Origin of the sequence: Sinorhizobium mexicanum (assembly GCF_013488225.1) — a bacterium.
Classification (GTDB): domain Bacteria; phylum Pseudomonadota; class Alphaproteobacteria; order Rhizobiales; family Rhizobiaceae; genus Sinorhizobium; species Sinorhizobium mexicanum.
Genome location: NZ_CP041241.1, coordinates 1,544,143 through 1,563,673, shown reverse-complemented (window position 1 = coordinate 1,563,673; position 19,531 = coordinate 1,544,143). Strand labels below are relative to the sequence as shown.

Sequence of the window (19,531 nt, the reverse complement as noted above, 5' to 3'; positions counted from 1 at the left end):
CCCTCTACAGCGGCAGACTATCGTAACCGGCTGCCTTCAAGGCCTCTACGATGACGCCGCGGTCTGCGGTCGTTTCGACACGCACTTCCTTCGTCCCGAGATTCGCGTCGACCTTGGCCACCGGATCGATCGTCCGGATCGCCTTTTCGATCGTGCCGACACAGTGGCCGCAGCTCATCTCGTCAATCTTGTAGCGTTGCATGCTTGTCTCCTTGGCTTCGTGATGAGAGGAACATGGGGCTTCCCATCGTTGGAAGGTCAAGGGCACAGCACAAGAAATTTCTGCTGCTGGGTAGTTGATGAACCAAATCTAAGTTGAAGCTAAGCCAAAAAAGATGATGCAAAACCAAAGAGTTCTGAACGAGTCTTGTTGCGCTCAGGCTTGCCCGCGATTTTGCCACATTTAATGGTGCTGCCGGCTGCATCTGCAGCACCGCAACTTCGCATTAGATGAGCGCAATAATCCAATCAATCCTGATGCGGTCATAGCTGCCGAATGCTGGTGCCCACGGCATTGACGATCGTGCCGCGGGCGGTGCCGCTCATGCGGGCGTCGGCGACGCGCACCATGTCCCTTGACGCCGGCGCGCGGGAGCTTGCCCGGGATCGGACCATGCATTTGAAAATGTTTGGTGCAGAATTCTCATAATTAAATGCCGGACAACAGGGCTCTAGCATCAGATGGAGGAGCTATCCGGGGTCACAGCACCGTTTATGAAACCGTGCGTCAACGTGGCCCAGGGATGGTGAAACCACCGTCAACGAGGATCGACTGACCGGTGATGAAGCGGGCTTCGTCAGTGCAGAGCCATACGGCCACGTCAGCAATGTCTTCCGGCGTTCCGAGTCGCTTCAATGCCGCCTTGGCGGCCAGGGGAGCACGGATTTCATCACCATGTTTCCGGAACATGGGCGTGTCGATAACGCCGGGATTGATATTGTTGATGCGGATTCCAGCCGGACCGACCTCTAGCGCGATCGCCCGGATCATCGCATCAAGTCCCGCCTTGCTGGCCGAATAGGCTGACGTACCGGCCGTCGCTGCTGTCGAGAGAAACGACGAGGTGTTGACGATCGCGCAGTCCGTGCCGTTCTTCAGCATTGATGGCAGCGCATATTTCGTCATCAGCCATACGCCTTTAAGGTTGATGGCGATGATCTCATCGAAGGCTTCCTCCGTCATCTCCACGATTGGAGCGCCATTCCCCTGAATGCCGGCGTTGTTGAACAGATGATCCAATCGGCCGAAATGCTGCACCGTTTCCAAAACGATGCGCCTGGCATCGTCCGCGCGCGACACGTCCCCAGCTATGGCCAAGGATGTCCCGCCTTTCGCCTTGATGCTTACGGCTGTCTGTTCGAGAACATCGTGCCGCCGGCCAACAAGGACCACGCTCGCGCCTTCCCGCGCAAATGCATGCGCCGCCGCAGCACCGATCCCGGTGCCAGCACCTGTAATGATTACGGTCTTGCCTGCAAGCCGTACGTTGTCCTTCGGTTCATTCATGCTTTAGCTCCGTTATCGTATTCAGCCGACGGCAAAGTCCAGCAGCCACTCTCGTGGGGCCAGGCCCGAGACTCTCTAATGGCCAACGTCGTTTTGCGAGAGGCTCACGGGGCATCCCTGATATCAAAACGGGCGATCTTACCGTTTTCCATGCGAAAGATGTGCATCACCGTCTTGTCCTTCAGCCCATGGGTCTGCCCCTTTAGCGGCTGGCCATCAAGATCGAATACGGACTGGATCACTTCCACAGCAACGTCATCATCCGTTGTACGAAACGCCACCGGTTCAACATGGGGACTGACAACAGCCCATTGCCGTGTCCAATAATCGCGCACAGCCTCACGCCCATGAACGTGGCCTCCATCCATGCCGTTCGCCCAGGCGACGTCATCGGCAAGCTCGGAGAGGACACCGTCGATGTCTCTGGCGTTAAAGCGCTCGTAGATACGCTTGATAATTTCAACGGGAGTTTCGGACATATCGTTTCCTCGAAATGGGTTAACCGGACTCATTGGGCGGCGGGGAGCCGAACTTGCAAGTCCGCCTGCCGAGATATATATGCACGTATATAAATCGGTCAACCACGAGAGAGGATATACGGAGGATGAAAAATGACGTGCTTTCTACGCCGGGGCATCTCATCAGTCTTGCAGCGCGGGGCTTTGCCCGTTTAAGCGAGGCACGCCTGAAACCGCTCGGCTTCGGCGTCGGCTACTTGCCGGTGCTAATCGCGCTGCAGAACGGGAAAGCAAGCACGCAACGCGATCTGGCCCGCTTCGCCAAGGTCGAGCAACCGCCGATGGCACAAATGCTCGCGCGAATGGAACGGGATGGTTTGATCCAGCGAACCCCTCACCCGGACGACCGGCGAAGCAGCCGCATAGTCCTGACGAGGGCCGCGCAGGCACGTTTGCCGGACGCAATTGAGACCTTGTTCAAAGGAAATCGCGACGCAATGGATGGGTTCACCGAAGAAGAAGCCGTTCAACTCGTCGCTTTACTCACTCGGCTGATCGAAAATCTGGATCAAATCACTACCGGCGTTGACGGGAACAAGCTACGCAACTGAGAATGAAATGTGCGGGAACTTCCGAACGACTATCGTCAGCGCCCTGGGGGAAGCCAGCGTTTAAGGAAACTTGGCGCTAAGCGCGTGCGGGGCGACGGCCTCAAGATCGGGCTTAGCGTTGCCCGGATCAGGAGGATCCGACCTCCGCTGGAGGATCATCGGCATTGCCCGGTCGCTGGCGCGGAGAGACATGAGGCCGACGAGCCGGTTGCGGGTTCCTGGCTGTCGGCGGTGGTGTAGCGTCGGATAAATCCGTGTCATCCGGAACTATCGCGCTCGCCAGCTATTGTTGCGCGAAAGGAGAGCGCCGATGACCACTGATATCCGAAACGCCAGGTTTTATGTATTGGAACAGGACGATCCCTCCACCGCCACCGATGCAATTCCCGTCAGTTTCGAAGAAGCCTTTAGGGAGGCTGAAAAGCTCACGGCCAGCGGTCGCCCTGTTCACGTTCTTTATACCGAGGAGGCAACTCAGATACAGTTAACTCGCTTTGCCGAGGCCGGCATCCGGACAAGCCTTGCTCCGCAAGGTTAGGGGAAATTACCTAGGACCAGCGCTGTCCTGCTAGCTCCATCGCCTGAGCGGCGCGAGTTCTCCACGAGACCGTGAGTCCGCTACCGCGGGCGCGGACTCGAGCCCAGCTACGGTAGCCGAGTGAGCTCGTGTCGAGGCCACCACAAGGCCGAGATCTCGTATTCGATTGGAACCCTGCTTCTGCTGAGCGGTTCTTCTTGTCGCAAACGCGAGCAACGAACCATGACCAAGCAAGCTGCTATTCCGCCCAAGAAGGACGCTCCGAAAGCGCGGCCCGTCCATCGTCCCGACCCTCAGGAATCGGCACCAAAGTCCGATGAACGCAAAAATTCGCCTCGGGACACAAGAGAGGCGCCGGCGCCAAACCCTGATGGCGAGCACGCCCCTTAACCTAGAGGGCACGGCACGCTGCCGTGCGCCCAGGACAGCTGACTTCGGTAGACTCATTGGTTAACTGGTGGGCGCGATCGGATATTCCCGGACCTTTATGCCCATTATAGATGGTGTTCGGCGCAGCGACACCGCACAGGCTCAGGCCGCTCGGCGATCCCTTTGGCCCTCATCGGCGAAGAACAGAAGACCGCATACGATCACACGTCAAAAAGGGTCGGAAACTGCTTGTGCATCCGGACACCACAGCAGAAGCTAAATGTCGTTCCGGGCAGTTCGGCAACTTGTATCCCGTTGCCCCTTCTCTAGCTCCTTCACGTATCCGCTCATCTGTTCCTCCTGTTGAAGTCGCGTTTGCCCCTGTTACGCATGAGGATTTCGGACAGGACCCTCCGGTCATCCCCGGACATGGCGGCAATCCACTGGTTGGTGAAATAGCGCAATTCGTGGGTGGAGAAGGGGGCCGGGTTCCTCGCGTAGGGAACGAGGGTGTCGATCAGAGTCTGACCCAACAGAAAGCGGTCCCGGTTCTCCTTGAATTCCGGCTCTGCTTCCTTCGGCTCGACCGCGACTACCCGTGGAACCATTTTGATCGACGCCCCGGTGAGAACCGGCCTGCCCTGCAGCACTGTCACGCTCTTGGAAGTCTCCGGCTTACCAAAAAACCATTCAATCAGGCTCATCTCTTGCCCTCCAACGTCGCGGCCACTTTCTCGCATCGGCACGTCGCGCGCGAAGGACGAAGCAGAAGAGAAGATCCTCCGTTGGTCGATCCTTCAGTGGTTGGGATTGCGCGACGCCAAGTGCGGCATCATAGGTCGGTCCGGATGCCTTTCGTTTTCCGCCGGCGCTGTGCCTCTGATATAGACTACATTAAACCTTTTGATTCATTCGGCCGGTTGGCCGATGCCCTGCCGGAGAGGGTCACCCGGTTGGCCTAGTCCGTCAGGTGGCTCTGCCGACCCCATAGCGGCGATGGACCTATGTCTGGTCTTCCATCGGCCTGCGCCTGGCAGTAGCCCGCCACACGCCGTGAAGACGGCGACTATTGTTGCCAGGCTTTTCAGAGCTGCCGCGAGCACCCGCCGGTTCGATGCGCGATTTCTCCGCGCGGGAAGCGGCCAGCTCAATCCTACCAGAGGAGCCCTGCAGGCGACCGACCGCCGAAGACATAGAAATCCGCTCAAGCGTGCATAGGAATGTCGCCGGCCGTGCAACTCTTCCACGCGATTGCAACGGCAATCGGAATCATGTGTCTCTAAAGCGACGCGTTGCTCGAATTCAGCGTCATTGGCTGCTTTCGTGCGAAATTTTCCGTGAGCACCGGCCAAGGTATAGCTACGATAGGCCCGTGTTTTGGGGGAATGAATGTTAGCACGTCGAATTCGCTCACACCTTCGTCTTCGGCCATTGCTGTTGGTCGCGCTTATCCTGCCTGGCTGCCAATCGGCCGCGCTGGACGACTTCGCGGCGTTCGGCGACAGCGCCAAAACCCTGGAGGACGATTCGGTCGTCGCCTTCTACAAAAACGATGAGTTGATCACGACGGGCAAACTGCAGTTCAAGGAAAAGAACTACGGAAAATCCTACGCTATCTACAAACGTGCCGTAGTCGTCTTTCCGGCGGATCCTGCCGCTTGGCTCGGGTTCGCAGCCTCTGCCGACATGATCGGTCGATTCGACACTTCGGATCGGGCGTATCAGCAGCTGTCGAAGATGATTGGCAACAGCCCAGTCTACTACAACAACATCGGCTATTCTCATCTCCTGCGCGGCGACTTGCCGACCGCCCGCCGCTATTTCCTGAAGGCGTATGAACTCGACCCCACCAATGAGACGACGGCAAGAAACCTCGAGCTGATGAAAAACAGCGTCAGGTTCGCGCAGCGATGACGTTGCGTAAGTCGCAGTGGCGCGCGCGGGCGCAAGCAGTTGGCAGCCGCAAATTTCGGATTTCGCAGCCACAGCACTTAACATCGCTGAACCTGGAAGAGCGGCGCTGCGGAACCTAAGGTCAAGCGCGGAGGGTTGCTACTGCACCTTCCGCAGGATCAGCTTGCCCTCCGGCGAAACGGATCGCTCATAGCGCGGCAGGTCGGCAACCGAGGGGCTCTCGGCATCGATTGCCGGCTGGCCATCATCCGCTGTAGCGCCAGAGCGCGCCTGCTGCGAAGGATCGAGGCGCTGCGTCACTCCCTTACCGGGTGCGCTCAAGATAACGGAGCCGCCGGCAGCGAGGAAGCCGGAACGCATCTGCTCGCTGAGGGCGGACAGGTCTTTCACCAATCTCTCGACCTGTTGGCGAATAGGCGCAGCGTCGTCGGCCCTGCCGATGTTGCGATCTTGCTTGTCGATCTGCAGCCTCAGACTGTCAATGGACCGTTTGACCGCAGCGAGCGTTTCGTGGCTCTCACGGACATCTGCTGCGTTCTTGGCCGTGTAGAGAAGCGTGCCGGCGTTCAGCGGGAGGAAAAGCAGGGCCAGGGCAATGAACGGCGCGTTGCTCATTCGCGCCTTTGCCGCTCGTAAGCCTCTCGCATCGCCGGGTTCGATTTCCACATTCGCCGAGTTGGTCATCATTTCCTCCGCCGCAGCCGCGCTGAAGTCCAAAAGCATCTCCGCTTTTCGGGCCCAGCATTTCTCCCTCGACATGCGCAATCACGTCAGTTTTCCGCGCCATTGCCGGACGTGCCGTTTGTCCCCATGGACGGGGTGGCGGTCGGAAGAATTACCGCTGAGGGCGCCGGTGCGGCGCCAGCCCCTTCGCCCTGATAGGTGCGGATCGCCCGGTAAATCACTTTGCCATCGCCGGGGATGCGTGTGTTCTGCGCCACCCGTGGAAATGGATCCTGAGTATGGATGCCCTTGTTGGCTTCCATCGCGTTTCCGAGCCCGAAGGTGATCGAATCCCTGTGGTTCATGTAGTCGGCGCAGCTCGAAAGAAGTGTTGCGGCACCCGCGAGCAGAAGGGCGCGATTACTTCTTGGAAAGGGCATGCGCGCCTCCTACGTCGAGATCGAGACGATGGCCATAGGGCCCTTTGACACCTTCGCCGTTGCGAAACCGGCGCAGCATGTCCTTGTCGACCTCCAGCAGGCCGAGAGCGAAAAGCTCGACGTCGTTCGACGAGCGCGTCTGGTCGAGCGGGCTGTAAAGGTCCTCGCCGGGCGCGGCCGGCCGCACGATATGCGGAGTGACAACGATGACGAGATCCGATTCTCTCTTCTGGAAGCTCGTAGAGCGGAACAGCGCACCGAGCACCGGAATTTGTCCCAGCCCCGGCAATTGCTGGATGTCCTTGGCGTTGACGGACTGCAGCAGCCCGGCCATGGCGAAGCTCTGCCCATCGCGCAGCGCGACCGTCGTCTTCGCCGCACGCGAGATGAAGCCGGGATTACCGTTGACGTTGATCGAGGTGTCGAGTTCCGAAACTTCGGGCTCAATCTTCAGGTTGATGAGTCCGCCGTCGAGCACGACGGGCGTGAACGTCAGCCGCACGCCGAAGGGCCGGTAGTCCGTTTCCGTTGCGACCGTCGCCCCGTTCGCGACCGTCGTCTGGATCGGTACCTCGCCGCCGGCATGGAAACTCGCGGTCTCTCCGCTCATGGCGATCAGGTTCGGCTGCGCCAGCCGGCGCACGAGGCCCTTCTGCTCCAGCGCATTGATGACGACGTCGATCCGGCCGCCGGCAATCTCCAGCACCTTGGCGATCAGCTGCCCGAAGGGCTGCATGCCGGTAGCCGCGCCCGCGGCGTCTTCAAGCGTGCGGACAAGGTTGCCATCATCATCAACGGCGATGCCCTGGCTCGTCGTGGCCTTGCCGATGCCGTTCTTGCCCTGCCCGGACCAGCCGATACCGAGGTCGCGGCCGGTCTGGCGCGAGGCCTCGATCACCCGCACTTCCAGCATGACCTGCTGGGAATCGGCAACGCGCAATTGGTTCAACACCGGCTGTTCTGAATAGGACTGGGCGATTTCGAGCACCCGCTGCAATTCGACCGCGTCACGCACCACACCCGTTAGCCGGATGCGATCGTTGGAGTTGAACACCCGAATCCTAGCTGAAGGTGCCGCGGAACGAATCGCGGCCGCCGCTTCGCTGAAGTCACTGGCGACGCGGATGTCGATGACGCCGATCAACGCCTTGTTATCATCATAGACCGAGATATTGGTGGTGCCGATCTGCTTGCCGCGGATGAACAGCGACCTCTCGGAGAGGGGCACGACATCAATCAACTCAGCGCTGCCTATCACGAGGTCGCCGAAGGACTTGCCGGTCCTGATCGTCATCGTGTCGTTCGGCGCTAAGGTCACGTGCTGCACGGTGCCTGTAAGGCTCACGAATTCTTCCTGGGCGTGCGCTGTACCAATGAGATCGGGGCTCGATAACGTGCAGGCGACTATCATCGCCGTCAACGCCGGACGGGTTCCGGCTCGCGCCAACCCGCTGGTCATATTCATTAGCATTCCCGCTCGTCCTCACCGCTCGGCGGCACAGCCGCACCTTGATTCTCCCCCCTCAACCCGACTCGATGCCCCTTACGCGAAGCCGCGCTGGAGAACGGTCGCCCATTTCGGCTCTACCGGCAAGGGTAACGGCGCATTTCAGTTGCAATCTCTAACTGTTTTCGCGACGTCGCCGCCTCACGCCTTGTCGATCCTGCGCGCCGCGGTCCTGGCCACGAACGGTCCGTCGGCACAATCACTGGGCTTGACGACTACCGCACGGGAACTACTTGCGGTCGAGATCAGTTAATCCGGATAACACAACCAGGCGGGGCTCGACTGCAGCGGAAGGGGCCTGCCGCCATCAGTCGAAGAGCCGTGGGATGAACGCTCCGATTCCCGAACGTTCGCCGAAGAAGTCGTATGACTTCTTTCAGTATCTTGTCGATGGCATTGCCGAACCGGTGATTGTCAAAGACGAGGCGTCGCGATTTGTTTTTATAAACAGCGAAGCATGCGTGCTTATGGGTAGAACGCGCGATGAGCTCCTCGGACGCACCGACTATGATTTCTTGCCACGCGAGGAAGCCGACAGGATTGTTGCGCTCGACAGCGTCGTCCTTTCGACCGGCCAGGACCGGCAGCTCGAAGAGGAAATCACGACACCGGATGGCGCCAAACGGACGCTGCTGACCAAGAAGCGCTGCGTGCGCATACCGGTCGGCGCAATGGAAGAGAGGTTCCTGGTCGCCGCAATCGTGGACATCACACACCTCCGTAAGATCGAAGCAACGCTGCGTGCCAGCGAAGAGCATTATCGGTCGCTCGTGGAGTTGCATCCCCAGGTTCCCTGGACGGCTGACGCCAGGGGCGAGGTGTTGGAGGTCGGGCCGCGATGGACCGAACTTACCGGATTGCGCGAGGACGAGACGCTCGGACATGGATGGGCAAAAGCCGTGTATCCGCAGGACGTCGGCATGGTCCACGCGCAATGGCAACGTTCCCTATCGAGCGGAGAGCCGCTCGATATCGAATTCCGGCTCTTGACCGCAACTGGTCATCATCACTGGTTCCGAGCCCGCGCAGTCGCCAAGCGTAACAGCGTTGGAGAAATCGTGCGCTGGTACGGTGTGCTGGAGGATATCCATGAAAGGCGACGAGCCCTTGATGCATTGCGTGAAAGCGAGGCGCGCTTCCGAGCGATTGCTGACGACGCCCCGGTTATGATCTGGGTAGCCGGCCCGACGGGCGACACCAGCTTCTTTAATCGATTGTGGTTGGAGACGACCGGCCAAACGGAAGTCGAAGCGCTCGGTTTCGGCTGGTTGGATGTGATCCATCCCGATGACCAGGAAAAGGTGCAGCGGGCATTTTTCGGTGCTGCCGCGGGAAGAGAGGCAGTCCGCAGCGAGTATCGGTTGCGGCGGGCTGATGGAAGCTGGGCGTGGGTGATAGATGTCGGCCAGCCCCGCTTTTCCGCCGATGGAACCTTTCTCGGATACGTGGGGTCCATTCTCGACATCACGGAACGTCGAGCCGCTGAGATCGCGCAACAGGAAGCGCAGGCCTTCATCAGAAGTATCTTCGACAGCAGTCCCGACTGTGTACGCGTGCTCGACCTGGAAGGGCGCCCGTTGCTGATGAACAAGGCTGGCCGGCGCCTCTTCGGCCACGGGGAGGGGGATCCGCTTACGAAAACGACATGGGACGTTATCGGCAGTGACGCGGACGCACAAAAGGTTCTCAAGGGTTGGACGAAAGTAAAAACCGGCGAGACGGCCCGCTTCGAGATCTCAGTGCGCGATGCCGAGGACACGGAACGATGCATGGACGTCATCGCGGCCCCCATAATGGGAAGTGAAGAAAAGCCGGTCCGAATGCTTACGATCTGGCGCGACATCACCGATGCGAAGCGCGTCAGCGAGGAAATCGCTCGCGCGCAAAGGAGAGCGGAAGCCGCGGCGGATCAGCTATCCTCGGTTCTCGAGAGCACCATGGATGGTGTCATGCTTCTCGATGCCGAATGGCGAATTCGCTACTTAAACGAGAACGTAAAGAGGCTATTTAACATCGGAGACGATACGCTCGGACGAGTCTTCTGGAAGCTGTTCCCCAAAGAGACGAAGGGGAATTTTGCCAAGCGCTGCCAGGAAGTCATGCGCCGGCGCGTCCGATCTTTCTTCGAAGACTACCTGCCGTCGCTCGACAAATGGATCGAGGCAAATGCATCTCCTACGCAAGACGGCATTTCTGTTTTCTGCCGAGATGTAACCGAGCGCCGTCGGGCAGAGGAGGACAAGCTTCTGGCCCAGAAGCAGATGGCCCACATGGCAAGGCACGATATGTTGACCGGGCTTTCAAACCGAATGTTCTTCCGCGAATCCTTCGATCGGGCGCTAGGCGAGAGGCACGCGTCTCAGCGCATAGCGGTGCTGTGCCTGGATCTCGACGGGTTCAAGGCCATCAACGATACTCTTGGGCATCCGGCAGGCGACGCTTTGTTGCGTCAGGTATCTTCGCGACTCGTCGAGTCTGTAAGAGCGACGGATATTGTAGCCCGCCTCGGGGGTGACGAGTTTGCCATCATTTACTTGGCAGCAGGCGCCTATGATGAGGCCTTTCGCGTCGCCCAACGGATAATCGACACGCTTTCCGAGCCTTTCATCATTGAGGATGTGAGCGCGACTGTCGGAGCGAGCGTCGGAATTGCTTTTGCACCGGATGACGGAACTTCCGCGGATGAATTGATCAAGGCCGCCGACATAGCCCTCTACAATGCCAAGTCAAGTGGTCGGGGGACTTATCGACGGTTCGATGTGGCCATGCACGCGCAACTGCAGGCGCACCAGAAGATGAAGATTGCACTCAGGGACGCCCTCGAAAGGAACGAATTCGAACTGCATTATCAGCCGCTGATCAGCTTAAAGTCACGGCGTGTAACGGGATGCGAAGCGCTGTTGAGGTGGCGCAATCCCGAAAGAGGGATGATTGCTCCGTCGGAGTTCGTCCCCATTGCAGAAGAAACTGCATTGATCGTGGCGATTGGCAAATGGATCCTCGCCGAAGCCTGCCGTGAAGCCGCACAATGGCCGGAGCATGTCAGCGTCGCCGTCAACCTCTCACCGGTCCAGTTCAAACATCGCAATCTCGTCAACGCAGTGGCCGATGCCCTCTCGTCTTCTGGGCTTGATCCAGCGCGCCTGCAATTGGAGATCACCGAATCAGTCCTGCTGGACGAGAATGAACACAATATCCAAGTGCTCCACGACTTGCGGAGCCTTGGTGTAAAAATCGCAATGGACGATTTCGGAACGGGCTATTCGTCGCTTGGCTACCTCAGAACTTTTCCCTTCGACAAGATCAAGGTGGATCAAGCCTTTGTCCGCGACCTTCCGCACGGGAAGGAATCACTTGCAATCGTGAGAGCCGTCGCAGGGCTCGGCCAGAGCCTCGGGATGACCACGACGATCGAGGGCATTGAGACCGAGGATCAATTGGCGATCGTGAATGCGGAAGGGTTCCATGAGGTTCAGGGCTTTATTTTTTCGCGCCCCGTGCCTGCAGCGGAAATCTCCAGCTTGATCAAGGGCTCGCTTTGAAGGCCGCGCGGCATGCATCGCGACCGCTTTGTGGGCCATACATGACCACGTAACCCTACGCGTCATGACGCGTGTGTGGCGCAATCACGAGGCTACTGCACGTTGAGAAGCAAAACACGGGAACGCATTCGCCGAGACGATCGTTAGTTGCAGAACCGCCAGCGGGCCCGAATTGATGGCCCGCAAGCGCCAGACAACCGGCGAGGAAAAGTAATGAACGCCTCACGCGTCGCACTTATTGCCGATGATGATGAATTCTTCCGGATCGCCCTTGGCTTCATCCTGAAGAGCAAACTGCACTTCACGGAGATCATTGAAACCGGGTCGCTCGATGAAGCGATTGAAAGGCTCAGTGAGCGAGCGGACATATCGCTGGCGTTGTTCGATTTGGCGATGCCCGGCATGCAAAGCATAGCCAGCCTTGCAGCCGTGCGCGACATCCACCCGGATCTAAAGGTCGTCGTCGTCTCGGCATCATCGCGCCGGTCGGATATCTTGTCTGCCCTCACTGCCGGGATAAACGGCTATGTGCCAAAGGGCCTCGGCGCAAGCGATGTTGCCGATGCAATCGGCGCGATTCTGAACGGCGCTGTCTACGTACCCCCGTCCATAGCGGGTCGCGCCTCTCCTTCCGAAGAGGCAGAGGTGCCCCAGGCCTCCCGGGGACACCAGGACGGACGCGCCCATCGCACGATCGAACTCCTTACCCCAAGGCAGCGAGAGGTCCTCCTCCTCCTCGTGCAGGGTTTTTCGAACAAGGAAATCGCCCGCAAGCTGAAACTCGGCGAAGGCACCGTGAAGATCCACATGGCAGCACTCTTCCGTAGTCTGCGGGTAAGAAACCGCCAGGAGGCGGCCGCCGCAGGGGCCCGCCTGTTACCCATGACCGAAAGTTAGCTCGACATAGTCCGGCCGGCTAGGCCGCCGTCTAAGCCATCCGGACGAGTAGCGCACATGCATGCCAGGACGTAGTGACGACAGTACCGAAATAAACGTGGAACCAAATGCGCCAGCCTGCTCCGACAGCCAGCTCAACCCAATCCCCGCTTCGTGCCTGCCCGGCAAATGAGCAAGGGGGTGCCCGGTGACAGTGCATGCGCAGTCATCAAACCTCGCTGAACAGGTAGCCTGCAGGCTCGGCCTCAGCTTTCCAGCATCCCGAAAAGAGGTCGTCGCGTCATCGATCGCGCGGCTCATGGTGCTGCGCGACATTGGCGACAGCCGGTCGTTTCTCGACCGGCTGTCGCTGGACGAGGATTTGACCGACGATGCGATCGCAGCGATCACGGTCGGCGAAACGCATTTCTTTCGAGGTCCGGATCAATTCCAGCTCATAAGGCAGACGATCCTCCCCGAACTGCGGCGACGGCGGTCCGACGGCTCTCGTGTCCGGATCTGGAGCCTCGGCTGTGCAACGGGTGAGGAACCTTACTCCCTTGCGATTCTGTGTGACGTGGAAGGTCTCTTGGAGGATGTAAGAATAAGCGCAGCCGACATCTCCAGAAGGGCGCTCGTCACCGCGAAGGCCGCCGAGTATGGCGAATGGTCCCTGAGGAATACCGATCACAAGCTAAGGAAGCGCTATTTCACCCCTTGCGAGGAACGTTTTCGCCTGCACGAAAGACTGCGCCGGAAGGTCGAGTTCGCTCACCTGAGCCTTGGTGCAGACGAACTTCCGGCACCCGAAAGAGACCTGGCTGGCTTCGATTTAATCCTCTGCCGCAACGTCCTGGTCTATCTCGACGCAATCGCAGTGCGTCGGATTGCGCGCCAGCTACACGCCTGCCTCGCCGATGGAGGCTGGCTACTGACGGCGCCGACCGATCCGCCCCTATGGAAGTGTGCCCCGTTTGAAACTTCGCTCACGGCGGCGGGCGTTGTCTATCGGCGCATGATAGCCCAGCACGCTACCAGGAGCCCCACTTCATGCGCGCCCCCCGTGCAAGGCCGACCCCATAAACCTGTTTCGCAGTTACCGCCCGCTCAAGTCTGTGTTGACGACCAGCGACGAGCGCCCGGCGACGAAACCCTGAAGGCCATTGCCCGGCAAATCCGCTCGCATTTCGATCTGGGTGAGACTCGCGAAGCCGCGCGGCTTGCTGTGCAAGCGACTGAAAGCCACCCGCTCTCAGCAGAGCTACATTTCCTTCAGGGGCTCTCTCAGATGGCCAACGAAGACAACGACGCGGCTGCCGCGGCGCTGCGACGCGTGGTTTATCTGGACAGCACACTAGCAGCCGCGCAATTCTTTCTCGGTGTCTGTCTCAAAAACAGCGACTCGCAAGCGGCCCTGCGTAGCTTCGAAAACGTGCGCCTGATTTGCATCTCTCGTCCGCCGCACGAACGCGTCGCCCTGATGTCCGAGGCGACGGCTGGAGAACTCGCGCAGCGTGCGCGGCGGGAAATCGGCAACATCCGGCGAAGTTCAGGGAGCGAAGTCCTATGACGACATCCTCCCGGCCCGTCGCTCGTCCGGTCGACTGGACCGCCGTCAGAAGGCGTATGGCGGCAGCGATAGAGCAGACGGAAGCGCTTTTGGAGACGGCACAACGAGATGCGCGCCCGCTGGATGAGCAAACATCACAATCGGCTGACGATGCATTCGCCGGACTGAGTGACGAGCAGGCCGTAGGCCTTGTGACCTTCATGCTGTCGGATCGCGAGTTTGCCCTGGAAATTCGCTACGTTTGTGAAATCGTTTCGAAGGCACGCGTCAGTCCGCTTCCTGGTATGCCCCCGCATGCCTGTGGCGTCTATGATTTGCGGGGCCACTTGCTTCCCGTCTTCGACCTGTGCGGGCTGCTTGAACTCACCCGACGGGCTGGCGCGGTCAATGGGTGGGCGATCGTATGCGGACGAACGCAGCCTGAGTTCTTGATCCTGTCGGAGGCCGCCCCGGCAATATTGATGCTTCCGCCGGAGAAAATCGGCACGGCGATGCCCGGCCCCGGCAACAAGGCTTGGTATCGCGGAAGGACGCAGGCCGGGACGGTCATTCTGGACGGCCACATTCTATTGAACGACCGTCAGTTCTTTCTTGAGGACGAGCAGACCATCGCCAGCGACCAGGCGGAAAGGACCGATATCCATGAGTCCTCGACTAGCGAATAGCCTCAATGGCGGATTGGCGTTGGCAATGCTGCTGTTGGTAGCCGCATCGGCCCTGCTTGCCGGGTTCAGCTTTTTTGCCCTGGAACGGGTTCGGGCCGATCTTGCGGCGACGTCCTCGCTGGGCAAAGAGCGTGTTGCCTACCAGACGATCCATGCAGCCGGAGGCTTGGAACGAGCAGATGGCCCCGCTCGCGCCGCCGCTGCCGAAGAGTTGCGCGGCCTCATAAGCCGCAACGAGCGGCTGCTTGCGAGTCTGGTCACTGGTGACGAAACTCTCGGGCTGGAAGCGACCACCGATCCTGCCGCCCTCGTGCAGCTTGAACGCGCCCGACAACAATGGCGCGAACAGGTGAGGCCCGCTTTGGAAAGAGCCATCGCCGATGCGCCGATCGATCACGCCGCATTGGATGAGCTCGACCCAAAGGTCAGAACCTTTGCCGCGCGAATAGACGAATTGATCGAGCAAATCGAGCAGACGGGAATCGCGCGGCTCCAGCGCTCACAGGTCTTGCAGCTTGGTTTTTCGGCTCTCGCGGTTCTGATACTCCTCCACGTGCTGCGCGTCACGCGCCGCCTCGTGCGGCGTACTCGCGCGCTCGCCGGCTCGGCAGAAAAGGTCGCTGCCGGCGACCTGACGCAGAAGGCCTCTGTGGAAGGCACCGACGAGCTCGCGATACTCGGGGACTCCTTCAATGCGATGACCGCAAGACTTGCCGGAATGATCGACAGTGAACGAAGCGGCAGGGAGAGGCTTGAAGAACTGCTCGCCATGATCTCGGAAACGGCGCAACACCTTTCATCGTCCGCCGCCGAGATCCTCGCCGGAACCACCCAACAGGTCGAAGGCATGCGTGAGCAATCGTCGGCCGTCGCCCAGACGGTTACGAGCGTCGACGAGGTACTACAGACGTCGGAGCAGGCAGCGCAGCGCGCGCAACAGGTTGCGGCCTCCTACGACCAGGCCGTCAAGATCAGCAATGAAGGCCGCCGGGCGTTGGACGACACGGTGCAGGTGATGAATACAGTGAGCGCCCGCACGGAAGCGATAGCCGGGGGTATTCTCTCGCTCGCGGAAAACAGTCTGGAAATCGGTGAGATAGTCTCGGTCGTCGCCGAGATCGCAGACCAGACGAACCTGTTGGCGCTGAATGCGGCCATCGAGGCTTCGCGCGCCGGCGAGCACGGAAGAGGTTTCAGTGTCGTCGCCAGTGAGATCAGGACACTTGCAGACCAGTCGAAGTCCGCGACCACCCGGGTCCGTCGAATTCTGATGGAGATCCAGAAAGCGACAAATGCGGCGGTCATTGGCGCCGAGGATGGGACGAAGAGCGTCAGTCGCGCCCTCGAGACGGTAAGCGAAGCGGGCGAAACGATCCGGCAACTGGAGTCGATCGTTGCCGACTCGGCGCGCTCGGTCGCCCAGATCGCCGCTTCCGCGGGCCAGCAAAAGGCGGGCATGAAGCACATTCACGACGCGATGCATTACATCGAGCAGGCGAGCAGCCAGAATCTATCCGCAATCCGCCAAGCGGAAGAGGCCGCGAAAGATCTGAACGAGCTGGGCTCGAGGCTGAAGGAAATGCTCGCTGACCACGGCAACTGACATGACGAAACCCGAAGAATTCGACCGTGAACTGCTGCACATGTTCACCCAGGAAGTGGGGGAACGTGCATCCGACATGGAGCGGGCTTTGCTCGCCATCGAGGACGCCGGCGGGCCCGACGAGAAGCTCCGCCTGCAAGAGCAGCTTCTAAGGACGGCCCATAGCCTCAAGGGAGCGGCTGGTCTGCTTCAGGTGCGAGGAGTGGAGGCAATTTGCCACTGGATGGAAGAGATCCTCTCCATCACCGTGAATGGGCAGCACGCGCTGGAAAAACCGGAGCGGGACCTGCTTCTGTCTGCTACCGACGCGATCAGCGACGCGGCTCGCCTCTTGGAGACCGGCGAGGCGCCGTCGCCGGCGCACGGCGAGAGCGTGGTCGACGCGTTGAAGGCTGCCACAGCGAAAGAGGCGGATCGCAGCGGCAAGCCGAAGCTGGATCCACCTTCGGGGGGATTGAAGGTGCAGGTTCGCACCAGCGATACTGACGGCTCGATGCGCGTTTCTGCCGATCGCCTGGATACCCTTCTGTATAGGAGTGGCGCATTGCTGTCTTTCAATGCGACCATGCGGCGCCACGCCGAGGAGGCGTCCTCGCTGCGGGAGCAGGCGCGGAAACTGCGTGGGATCGGCCCCGAGTTCACCGCACAGGCGGCCAGCATTGAGAGCGGACTGCGCGAGCTTGCGACATCTCTGCGACAGAACATGAGAGTGATGCACAGTGCCGCGACAGCACTTGACCGCGAGGTGCGGCACGCGCGCACGCAGCCCTTTGCGGAGGCCTGCAGGGGCTTCGACCGCGTCGTGCGGGACGTGGCGGCGGCATCGGGCAAATTTGCAGAGCTGGAAATCAAGGGCGGAGATATCGAGATCGATCGGTCCATCCTTTCGGGGCTTCACGATTCGCTTCGGCATCTCGTGCGCAATGCAGTCGCACATGGCATCCAGCCGCCGGAGGAACGGCGGGCAGCGGGAAAACCGGAAAAGGGCAGGGTGCTGATTTCGGCCTCCATAACCGGAGACCGCATGCAGGTGCGTGTAGAAGATGACGGCCGCGGCTTTGACGTCGCCCTGCTCATCAGGGCAGCGGGTGAAACTTTGGAAGAAGTGAAAGACGAAGCGGAACTGTTGCGGCGTGTATTCGACCCGGGCGTATCAACGTCGCCGACCGTCACAAACCTCTCGGGGCGTGGCATAGGTCTCGACATCGTCAAACGCAATGTCGAAACGCTGCGTGGCACAGCAGAGGTTTCCCGAGTGCCGACGGGAGGCGCCGCCTTTACTCTCACACTCCCCCTGACGTTAGCGACGGTTCGCACACTGGAGGTCATCGTAGGGGAGCATGTATTCGCCATCGACACGGCCTCCGTCCAGCGGGTGATATGGGTTCATGCGCAAGACTTCGTTATGTCCGGGGACAGGTGTGTAGTCAGCACGCCGATTGGCCCGATACCATTTGTGGATCTTGGTAATTGGCTTGGAGTGCGGTCGAGCCGAGGCGACAACATCCGGCAGACGACGCCAGCCATTGTGGCCGACGCTCCTGGCGGGCCGATCGCGGCGCTTGTCGATGCCGTTGCCGGTGAGCAGGAACTTCTGGCACGTCCACTCGGACCGCGGCTCGCGAACGTTCGCCGTTATAGCGCCGGCATGGTGCTGCCTGACGGGCGTATCGCCCTGCTCCTAAACGTCGCCGCGCTCGCCGAGGCTGCTGCCGAGACGCGATTGCCAGAGCGCGCGCGTGTATCCCAGCCGCTTCCGGCGGCCGGTCGCAAGGTGCTCGTCGTCGACGATTCAAAATACGTACGAACGTTGGTGAAGCTCATCCTCGAGGGCGCAGGTTACGATGTCACGATGGCAGGCAATGGCGAGGAAGCATTGGACCAGCTTCGTGACCGCGGCGCCGACATGGTCATCGCGGACGTCGACATGCCGTCCATGAATGGCTTCGAGCTCACCGAGGCCATTCGTCGATCGGAGCGTTTCACCGACACGCCCGTCGTCCTCGTAACGGGCCGGGAAACGCTTGAAGACAAAGTCCGGGGGCTGCGTGCTGGCGCAAATGCCTATCTGAGAAAGGACCAGTTCGATGCGCAGCACTTCCTGGAGACGATGCGCCGAGTCGTATGAGGACGAGGATGACGCGTATTCTTCTGGCGACAGCGACACCCGGCCTTGAACAACTCGTCAAAAGGGCGGCTGCGACCGACGCCGCGGTAGAGCTTGTGGGCGTCGCAAGAAGCGGCAAGGACGCTGTGAGGACAGCCGGTAGACTTTTGCCGGACATCGTCGCAATGGAGCTCCGCGACGACGACACCGCCGAAACCGTCAGGGAGATCATGATCATCGCGCCGACGCCAGTGGTGATGGTGTCATATCAGGACGGGTCGCAATTGGGAGCGATGTCCGCGCGCGCACTCGAGGCTGGCGCGCTCGCGGTCATCCCGGCGCCAATCGCATCCGGCACGTCCCTCGAACAAGCGGCCATCGACAAGTTCCTGTCGACGATCAAGGCCATGGCACAGGTCAAGGTCGTTCGCCAGTGGCGCAAGAAGACAAGCGGAGATTTGCCGGTCGAAGGCGCGACACGACCGGTCGCCCGCTCGCCGGTCGGCATTGTCGCCATCGCTGCCTCTACCGGCGGACCGGCCGCGATCCGCTCGATATTGCGGGAGCTCCCTGCGGATTTTCCCGCACCCATTCTCATCGTGCAGCATATGTCAGACGGCTTCATCGACGGTGTTGCCGCATCCCTCGACGCAACGGTTGCGCTTAAGGTGAAGGTTGGAGTGAACGGCGAACGGCTGAGGCCCGGGACGGTTTATCTCGCTCCGGATAGCCATCAGCTCGGCGTCTCGGGCAAATCGCGCCTGCGAGTCGCGGACGAGGCTCCCATCCAGGGCTTCAAGCCTTCAGGGTCCTATCTCTTCGGCTCGATCGCCCGCGCCTTCAGGGCCGAGTCCCTCGCGGTCATTTTGACGGGGATGGGTGATGACGGCACCGAAGGTCTTCGGGCGCTGCATGTGGCGGGCGGAAAGGTGATCGCTCAGGATGAAAAAAGCTCGGTCGTCTTTGGAATGCCGAAATCGGCGATCAGCGCCGGTCTCGTCGATTTCATCCTGCCGGTTGAAGAAATCGCCAGGAAGATTGCCGCTCTTGCTGAAGCCGATTGAGAATGGACCACCGCCGCCGAAACCAGTTGCGGCGCCGCACGCCGGACCGCGTGCAGCGCCGCTCTCGCCCCGCCCCAACTCTACCCGGGCGACCGCC

17 protein-coding genes are annotated in these 19,531 nt (G+C 60.2%); 10 read left to right on the top strand and 7 right to left on the bottom strand.

Features of this window, described 5'->3' with window-relative positions:
* Positions 1–4: 4 nt before the first annotated feature.
* The 3 genes from FKV68_RS31335 to FKV68_RS31325 form a co-directional block, all read right to left on the bottom strand.
* Positions 5–202, bottom strand: coding sequence for a heavy-metal-associated domain-containing protein (locus FKV68_RS31335; protein WP_180942785.1), 198 nt, complete (start codon positions 200–202; stop codon positions 5–7).
* A 525-nt stretch (positions 203–727) separates the two neighbouring features.
* Positions 728–1,507 (bottom strand): SDR family NAD(P)-dependent oxidoreductase, encoded by a 780-nt coding sequence (locus FKV68_RS31330; protein WP_180942784.1) that lies wholly within the window; start codon positions 1,505–1,507, stop codon positions 728–730.
* Between the two features lie 104 nt (positions 1,508–1,611).
* A complete protein-coding gene (locus tag FKV68_RS31325) occupies positions 1,612–1,986 on the bottom strand; it encodes a nuclear transport factor 2 family protein (protein ID WP_180942783.1) in 375 nt (124 codons plus the stop codon).
* Between the two features lie 125 nt (positions 1,987–2,111).
* On the opposite strand from FKV68_RS31325, the gene FKV68_RS31320 reads away from it, so the two are divergent.
* Both FKV68_RS31320 and FKV68_RS31315 read left to right on the top strand, forming a co-directional pair.
* Complete coding sequence (locus FKV68_RS31320) at positions 2,112–2,576, top strand: MarR family winged helix-turn-helix transcriptional regulator (protein ID WP_180942782.1); 465 nt, start codon at positions 2,112–2,114, stop codon at positions 2,574–2,576.
* Between the two features lie 310 nt (positions 2,577–2,886).
* A complete protein-coding gene (locus FKV68_RS31315; protein ID WP_180942781.1) occupies positions 2,887–3,114 on the top strand; it encodes a hypothetical protein in 228 nt (75 codons plus the stop codon).
* 716 nt (positions 3,115–3,830) lie between these two features.
* Here the strand turns inward: FKV68_RS31315 and FKV68_RS31310 are convergent.
* Positions 3,831–4,187 (bottom strand): hypothetical protein, encoded by a 357-nt coding sequence (locus FKV68_RS31310; protein ID WP_180942780.1) that lies wholly within the window; start codon positions 4,185–4,187, stop codon positions 3,831–3,833.
* A 685-nt stretch (positions 4,188–4,872) separates the two neighbouring features.
* On the opposite strand from FKV68_RS31310, the gene FKV68_RS31305 reads away from it, so the two are divergent.
* A complete protein-coding gene (locus FKV68_RS31305) occupies positions 4,873–5,397 on the top strand; it encodes a tetratricopeptide repeat protein (RefSeq protein WP_180942779.1) in 525 nt (174 codons plus the stop codon).
* Between the two features lie 138 nt (positions 5,398–5,535).
* On the opposite strand, the gene FKV68_RS31300 is transcribed toward FKV68_RS31305, so the two are convergent.
* From FKV68_RS31300 to FKV68_RS31290, 3 genes are all read right to left on the bottom strand, one after another.
* A complete protein-coding gene (locus FKV68_RS31300; RefSeq protein WP_180942778.1) occupies positions 5,536–6,081 on the bottom strand; it encodes a hypothetical protein in 546 nt (181 codons plus the stop codon).
* An 86-nt stretch (positions 6,082–6,167) separates the two neighbouring features.
* The gene (locus FKV68_RS31295) at positions 6,168–6,500 is read right to left on the bottom strand and encodes a pilus assembly protein (RefSeq protein ID WP_180942777.1); all 333 of its coding nucleotides are present in this window, start codon (positions 6,498–6,500) and stop codon (positions 6,168–6,170) included.
* Complete coding sequence (locus tag FKV68_RS31290) at positions 6,481–7,959, bottom strand: type II and III secretion system protein family protein (RefSeq protein ID WP_180943982.1); 1,479 nt, start codon at positions 7,957–7,959, stop codon at positions 6,481–6,483. Before FKV68_RS31290 ends, FKV68_RS31295 begins: the two co-directional genes overlap by 20 nt.
* A gap of 374 nt (positions 7,960–8,333) precedes the next feature.
* Between FKV68_RS31290 and FKV68_RS31285 the strand changes: the two genes are divergently transcribed.
* The 7 genes from FKV68_RS31285 (at position 8,334) to FKV68_RS31255 (ending at position 19,434) form a co-directional block, all read left to right on the top strand.
* Entirely contained in the window at positions 8,334–11,549 is a 3,216-nt protein-coding gene (locus FKV68_RS31285; RefSeq protein ID WP_180942776.1) for a PAS domain S-box protein, read from the top strand.
* 213 nt (positions 11,550–11,762) lie between these two features.
* Complete coding sequence (locus FKV68_RS31280; RefSeq protein WP_180943981.1) at positions 11,763–12,446, top strand: LuxR C-terminal-related transcriptional regulator; 684 nt, start codon at positions 11,763–11,765, stop codon at positions 12,444–12,446.
* A gap of 187 nt (positions 12,447–12,633) precedes the next feature.
* On the top strand, positions 12,634–13,995 hold the full coding sequence (locus FKV68_RS31275) for a CheR family methyltransferase (protein WP_246452725.1): 1,362 nt from the start codon (positions 12,634–12,636) through the stop codon (positions 13,993–13,995).
* On the top strand, positions 13,992–14,660 hold the full coding sequence (locus tag FKV68_RS31270) for a chemotaxis protein CheW (RefSeq protein ID WP_180942775.1): 669 nt from the start codon (positions 13,992–13,994) through the stop codon (positions 14,658–14,660). The genes FKV68_RS31275 and FKV68_RS31270 overlap by 4 nt, the downstream gene beginning before the upstream one ends.
* A complete protein-coding gene (locus FKV68_RS31265; RefSeq protein ID WP_180942774.1) occupies positions 14,638–16,263 on the top strand; it encodes a methyl-accepting chemotaxis protein in 1,626 nt (541 codons plus the stop codon). The genes FKV68_RS31270 and FKV68_RS31265 overlap by 23 nt, the downstream gene beginning before the upstream one ends.
* A 1-nt stretch (position 16,264) precedes the next feature.
* Complete coding sequence (locus tag FKV68_RS31260; RefSeq protein ID WP_180942773.1) at positions 16,265–18,391, top strand: hybrid sensor histidine kinase/response regulator; 2,127 nt, start codon at positions 16,265–16,267, stop codon at positions 18,389–18,391.
* An 8-nt stretch (positions 18,392–18,399) separates the two neighbouring features.
* A complete protein-coding gene (locus FKV68_RS31255; RefSeq protein ID WP_180942772.1) occupies positions 18,400–19,434 on the top strand; it encodes a chemotaxis protein CheB in 1,035 nt (344 codons plus the stop codon).
* Positions 19,435–19,531: the final 97 nt, after the last annotated feature.

Excerpts from the sequence above, each read along its gene's own strand:
- FKV68_RS31335 (WP_180942785.1), bottom strand. The coding sequence starts at position 202 with ATGCAACGCTACAAGATTGACGAGATGAGCTGCGGCCACTGTGTCGGC.
- FKV68_RS31300 (WP_180942778.1), bottom strand. The coding sequence starts at position 6,081 with ATGACCAACTCGGCGAATGTGGAAATCGAACCCGGCGATGCGAGAGGC.
- FKV68_RS31280 (WP_180943981.1), top strand. The coding sequence starts at position 11,763 with ATGAACGCCTCACGCGTCGCACTTATTGCCGATGATGATGAATTCTTC.
- FKV68_RS31295 (WP_180942777.1), bottom strand. The coding sequence starts at position 6,500 with ATGCCCTTTCCAAGAAGTAATCGCGCCCTTCTGCTCGCGGGTGCCGCA.
- FKV68_RS31310 (WP_180942780.1), bottom strand. The coding sequence starts at position 4,187 with ATGAGCCTGATTGAATGGTTTTTTGGTAAGCCGGAGACTTCCAAGAGC.
- FKV68_RS31325 (WP_180942783.1), bottom strand. The coding sequence starts at position 1,986 with ATGTCCGAAACTCCCGTTGAAATTATCAAGCGTATCTACGAGCGCTTT.
- FKV68_RS31265 (WP_180942774.1), top strand. The coding sequence starts at position 14,638 with ATGAGTCCTCGACTAGCGAATAGCCTCAATGGCGGATTGGCGTTGGCA.
- FKV68_RS31290 (WP_180943982.1), bottom strand. The coding sequence starts at position 7,959 with ATGACCAGCGGGTTGGCGCGAGCCGGAACCCGTCCGGCGTTGACGGCG.
- FKV68_RS31330 (WP_180942784.1), bottom strand. The coding sequence starts at position 1,507 with ATGAATGAACCGAAGGACAACGTACGGCTTGCAGGCAAGACCGTAATC.
- FKV68_RS31285 (WP_180942776.1), top strand. The coding sequence starts at position 8,334 with ATGAACGCTCCGATTCCCGAACGTTCGCCGAAGAAGTCGTATGACTTC.
- FKV68_RS31320 (WP_180942782.1), top strand. The coding sequence starts at position 2,112 with ATGAAAAATGACGTGCTTTCTACGCCGGGGCATCTCATCAGTCTTGCA.
- FKV68_RS31270 (WP_180942775.1), top strand. The coding sequence starts at position 13,992 with ATGACGACATCCTCCCGGCCCGTCGCTCGTCCGGTCGACTGGACCGCC.
- FKV68_RS31315 (WP_180942781.1), top strand. The coding sequence starts at position 2,887 with ATGACCACTGATATCCGAAACGCCAGGTTTTATGTATTGGAACAGGAC.
- FKV68_RS31255 (WP_180942772.1), top strand. The coding sequence starts at position 18,400 with ATGACGCGTATTCTTCTGGCGACAGCGACACCCGGCCTTGAACAACTC.
- FKV68_RS31305 (WP_180942779.1), top strand. The coding sequence starts at position 4,873 with ATGTTAGCACGTCGAATTCGCTCACACCTTCGTCTTCGGCCATTGCTG.
- FKV68_RS31260 (WP_180942773.1), top strand. The coding sequence starts at position 16,265 with ATGACGAAACCCGAAGAATTCGACCGTGAACTGCTGCACATGTTCACC.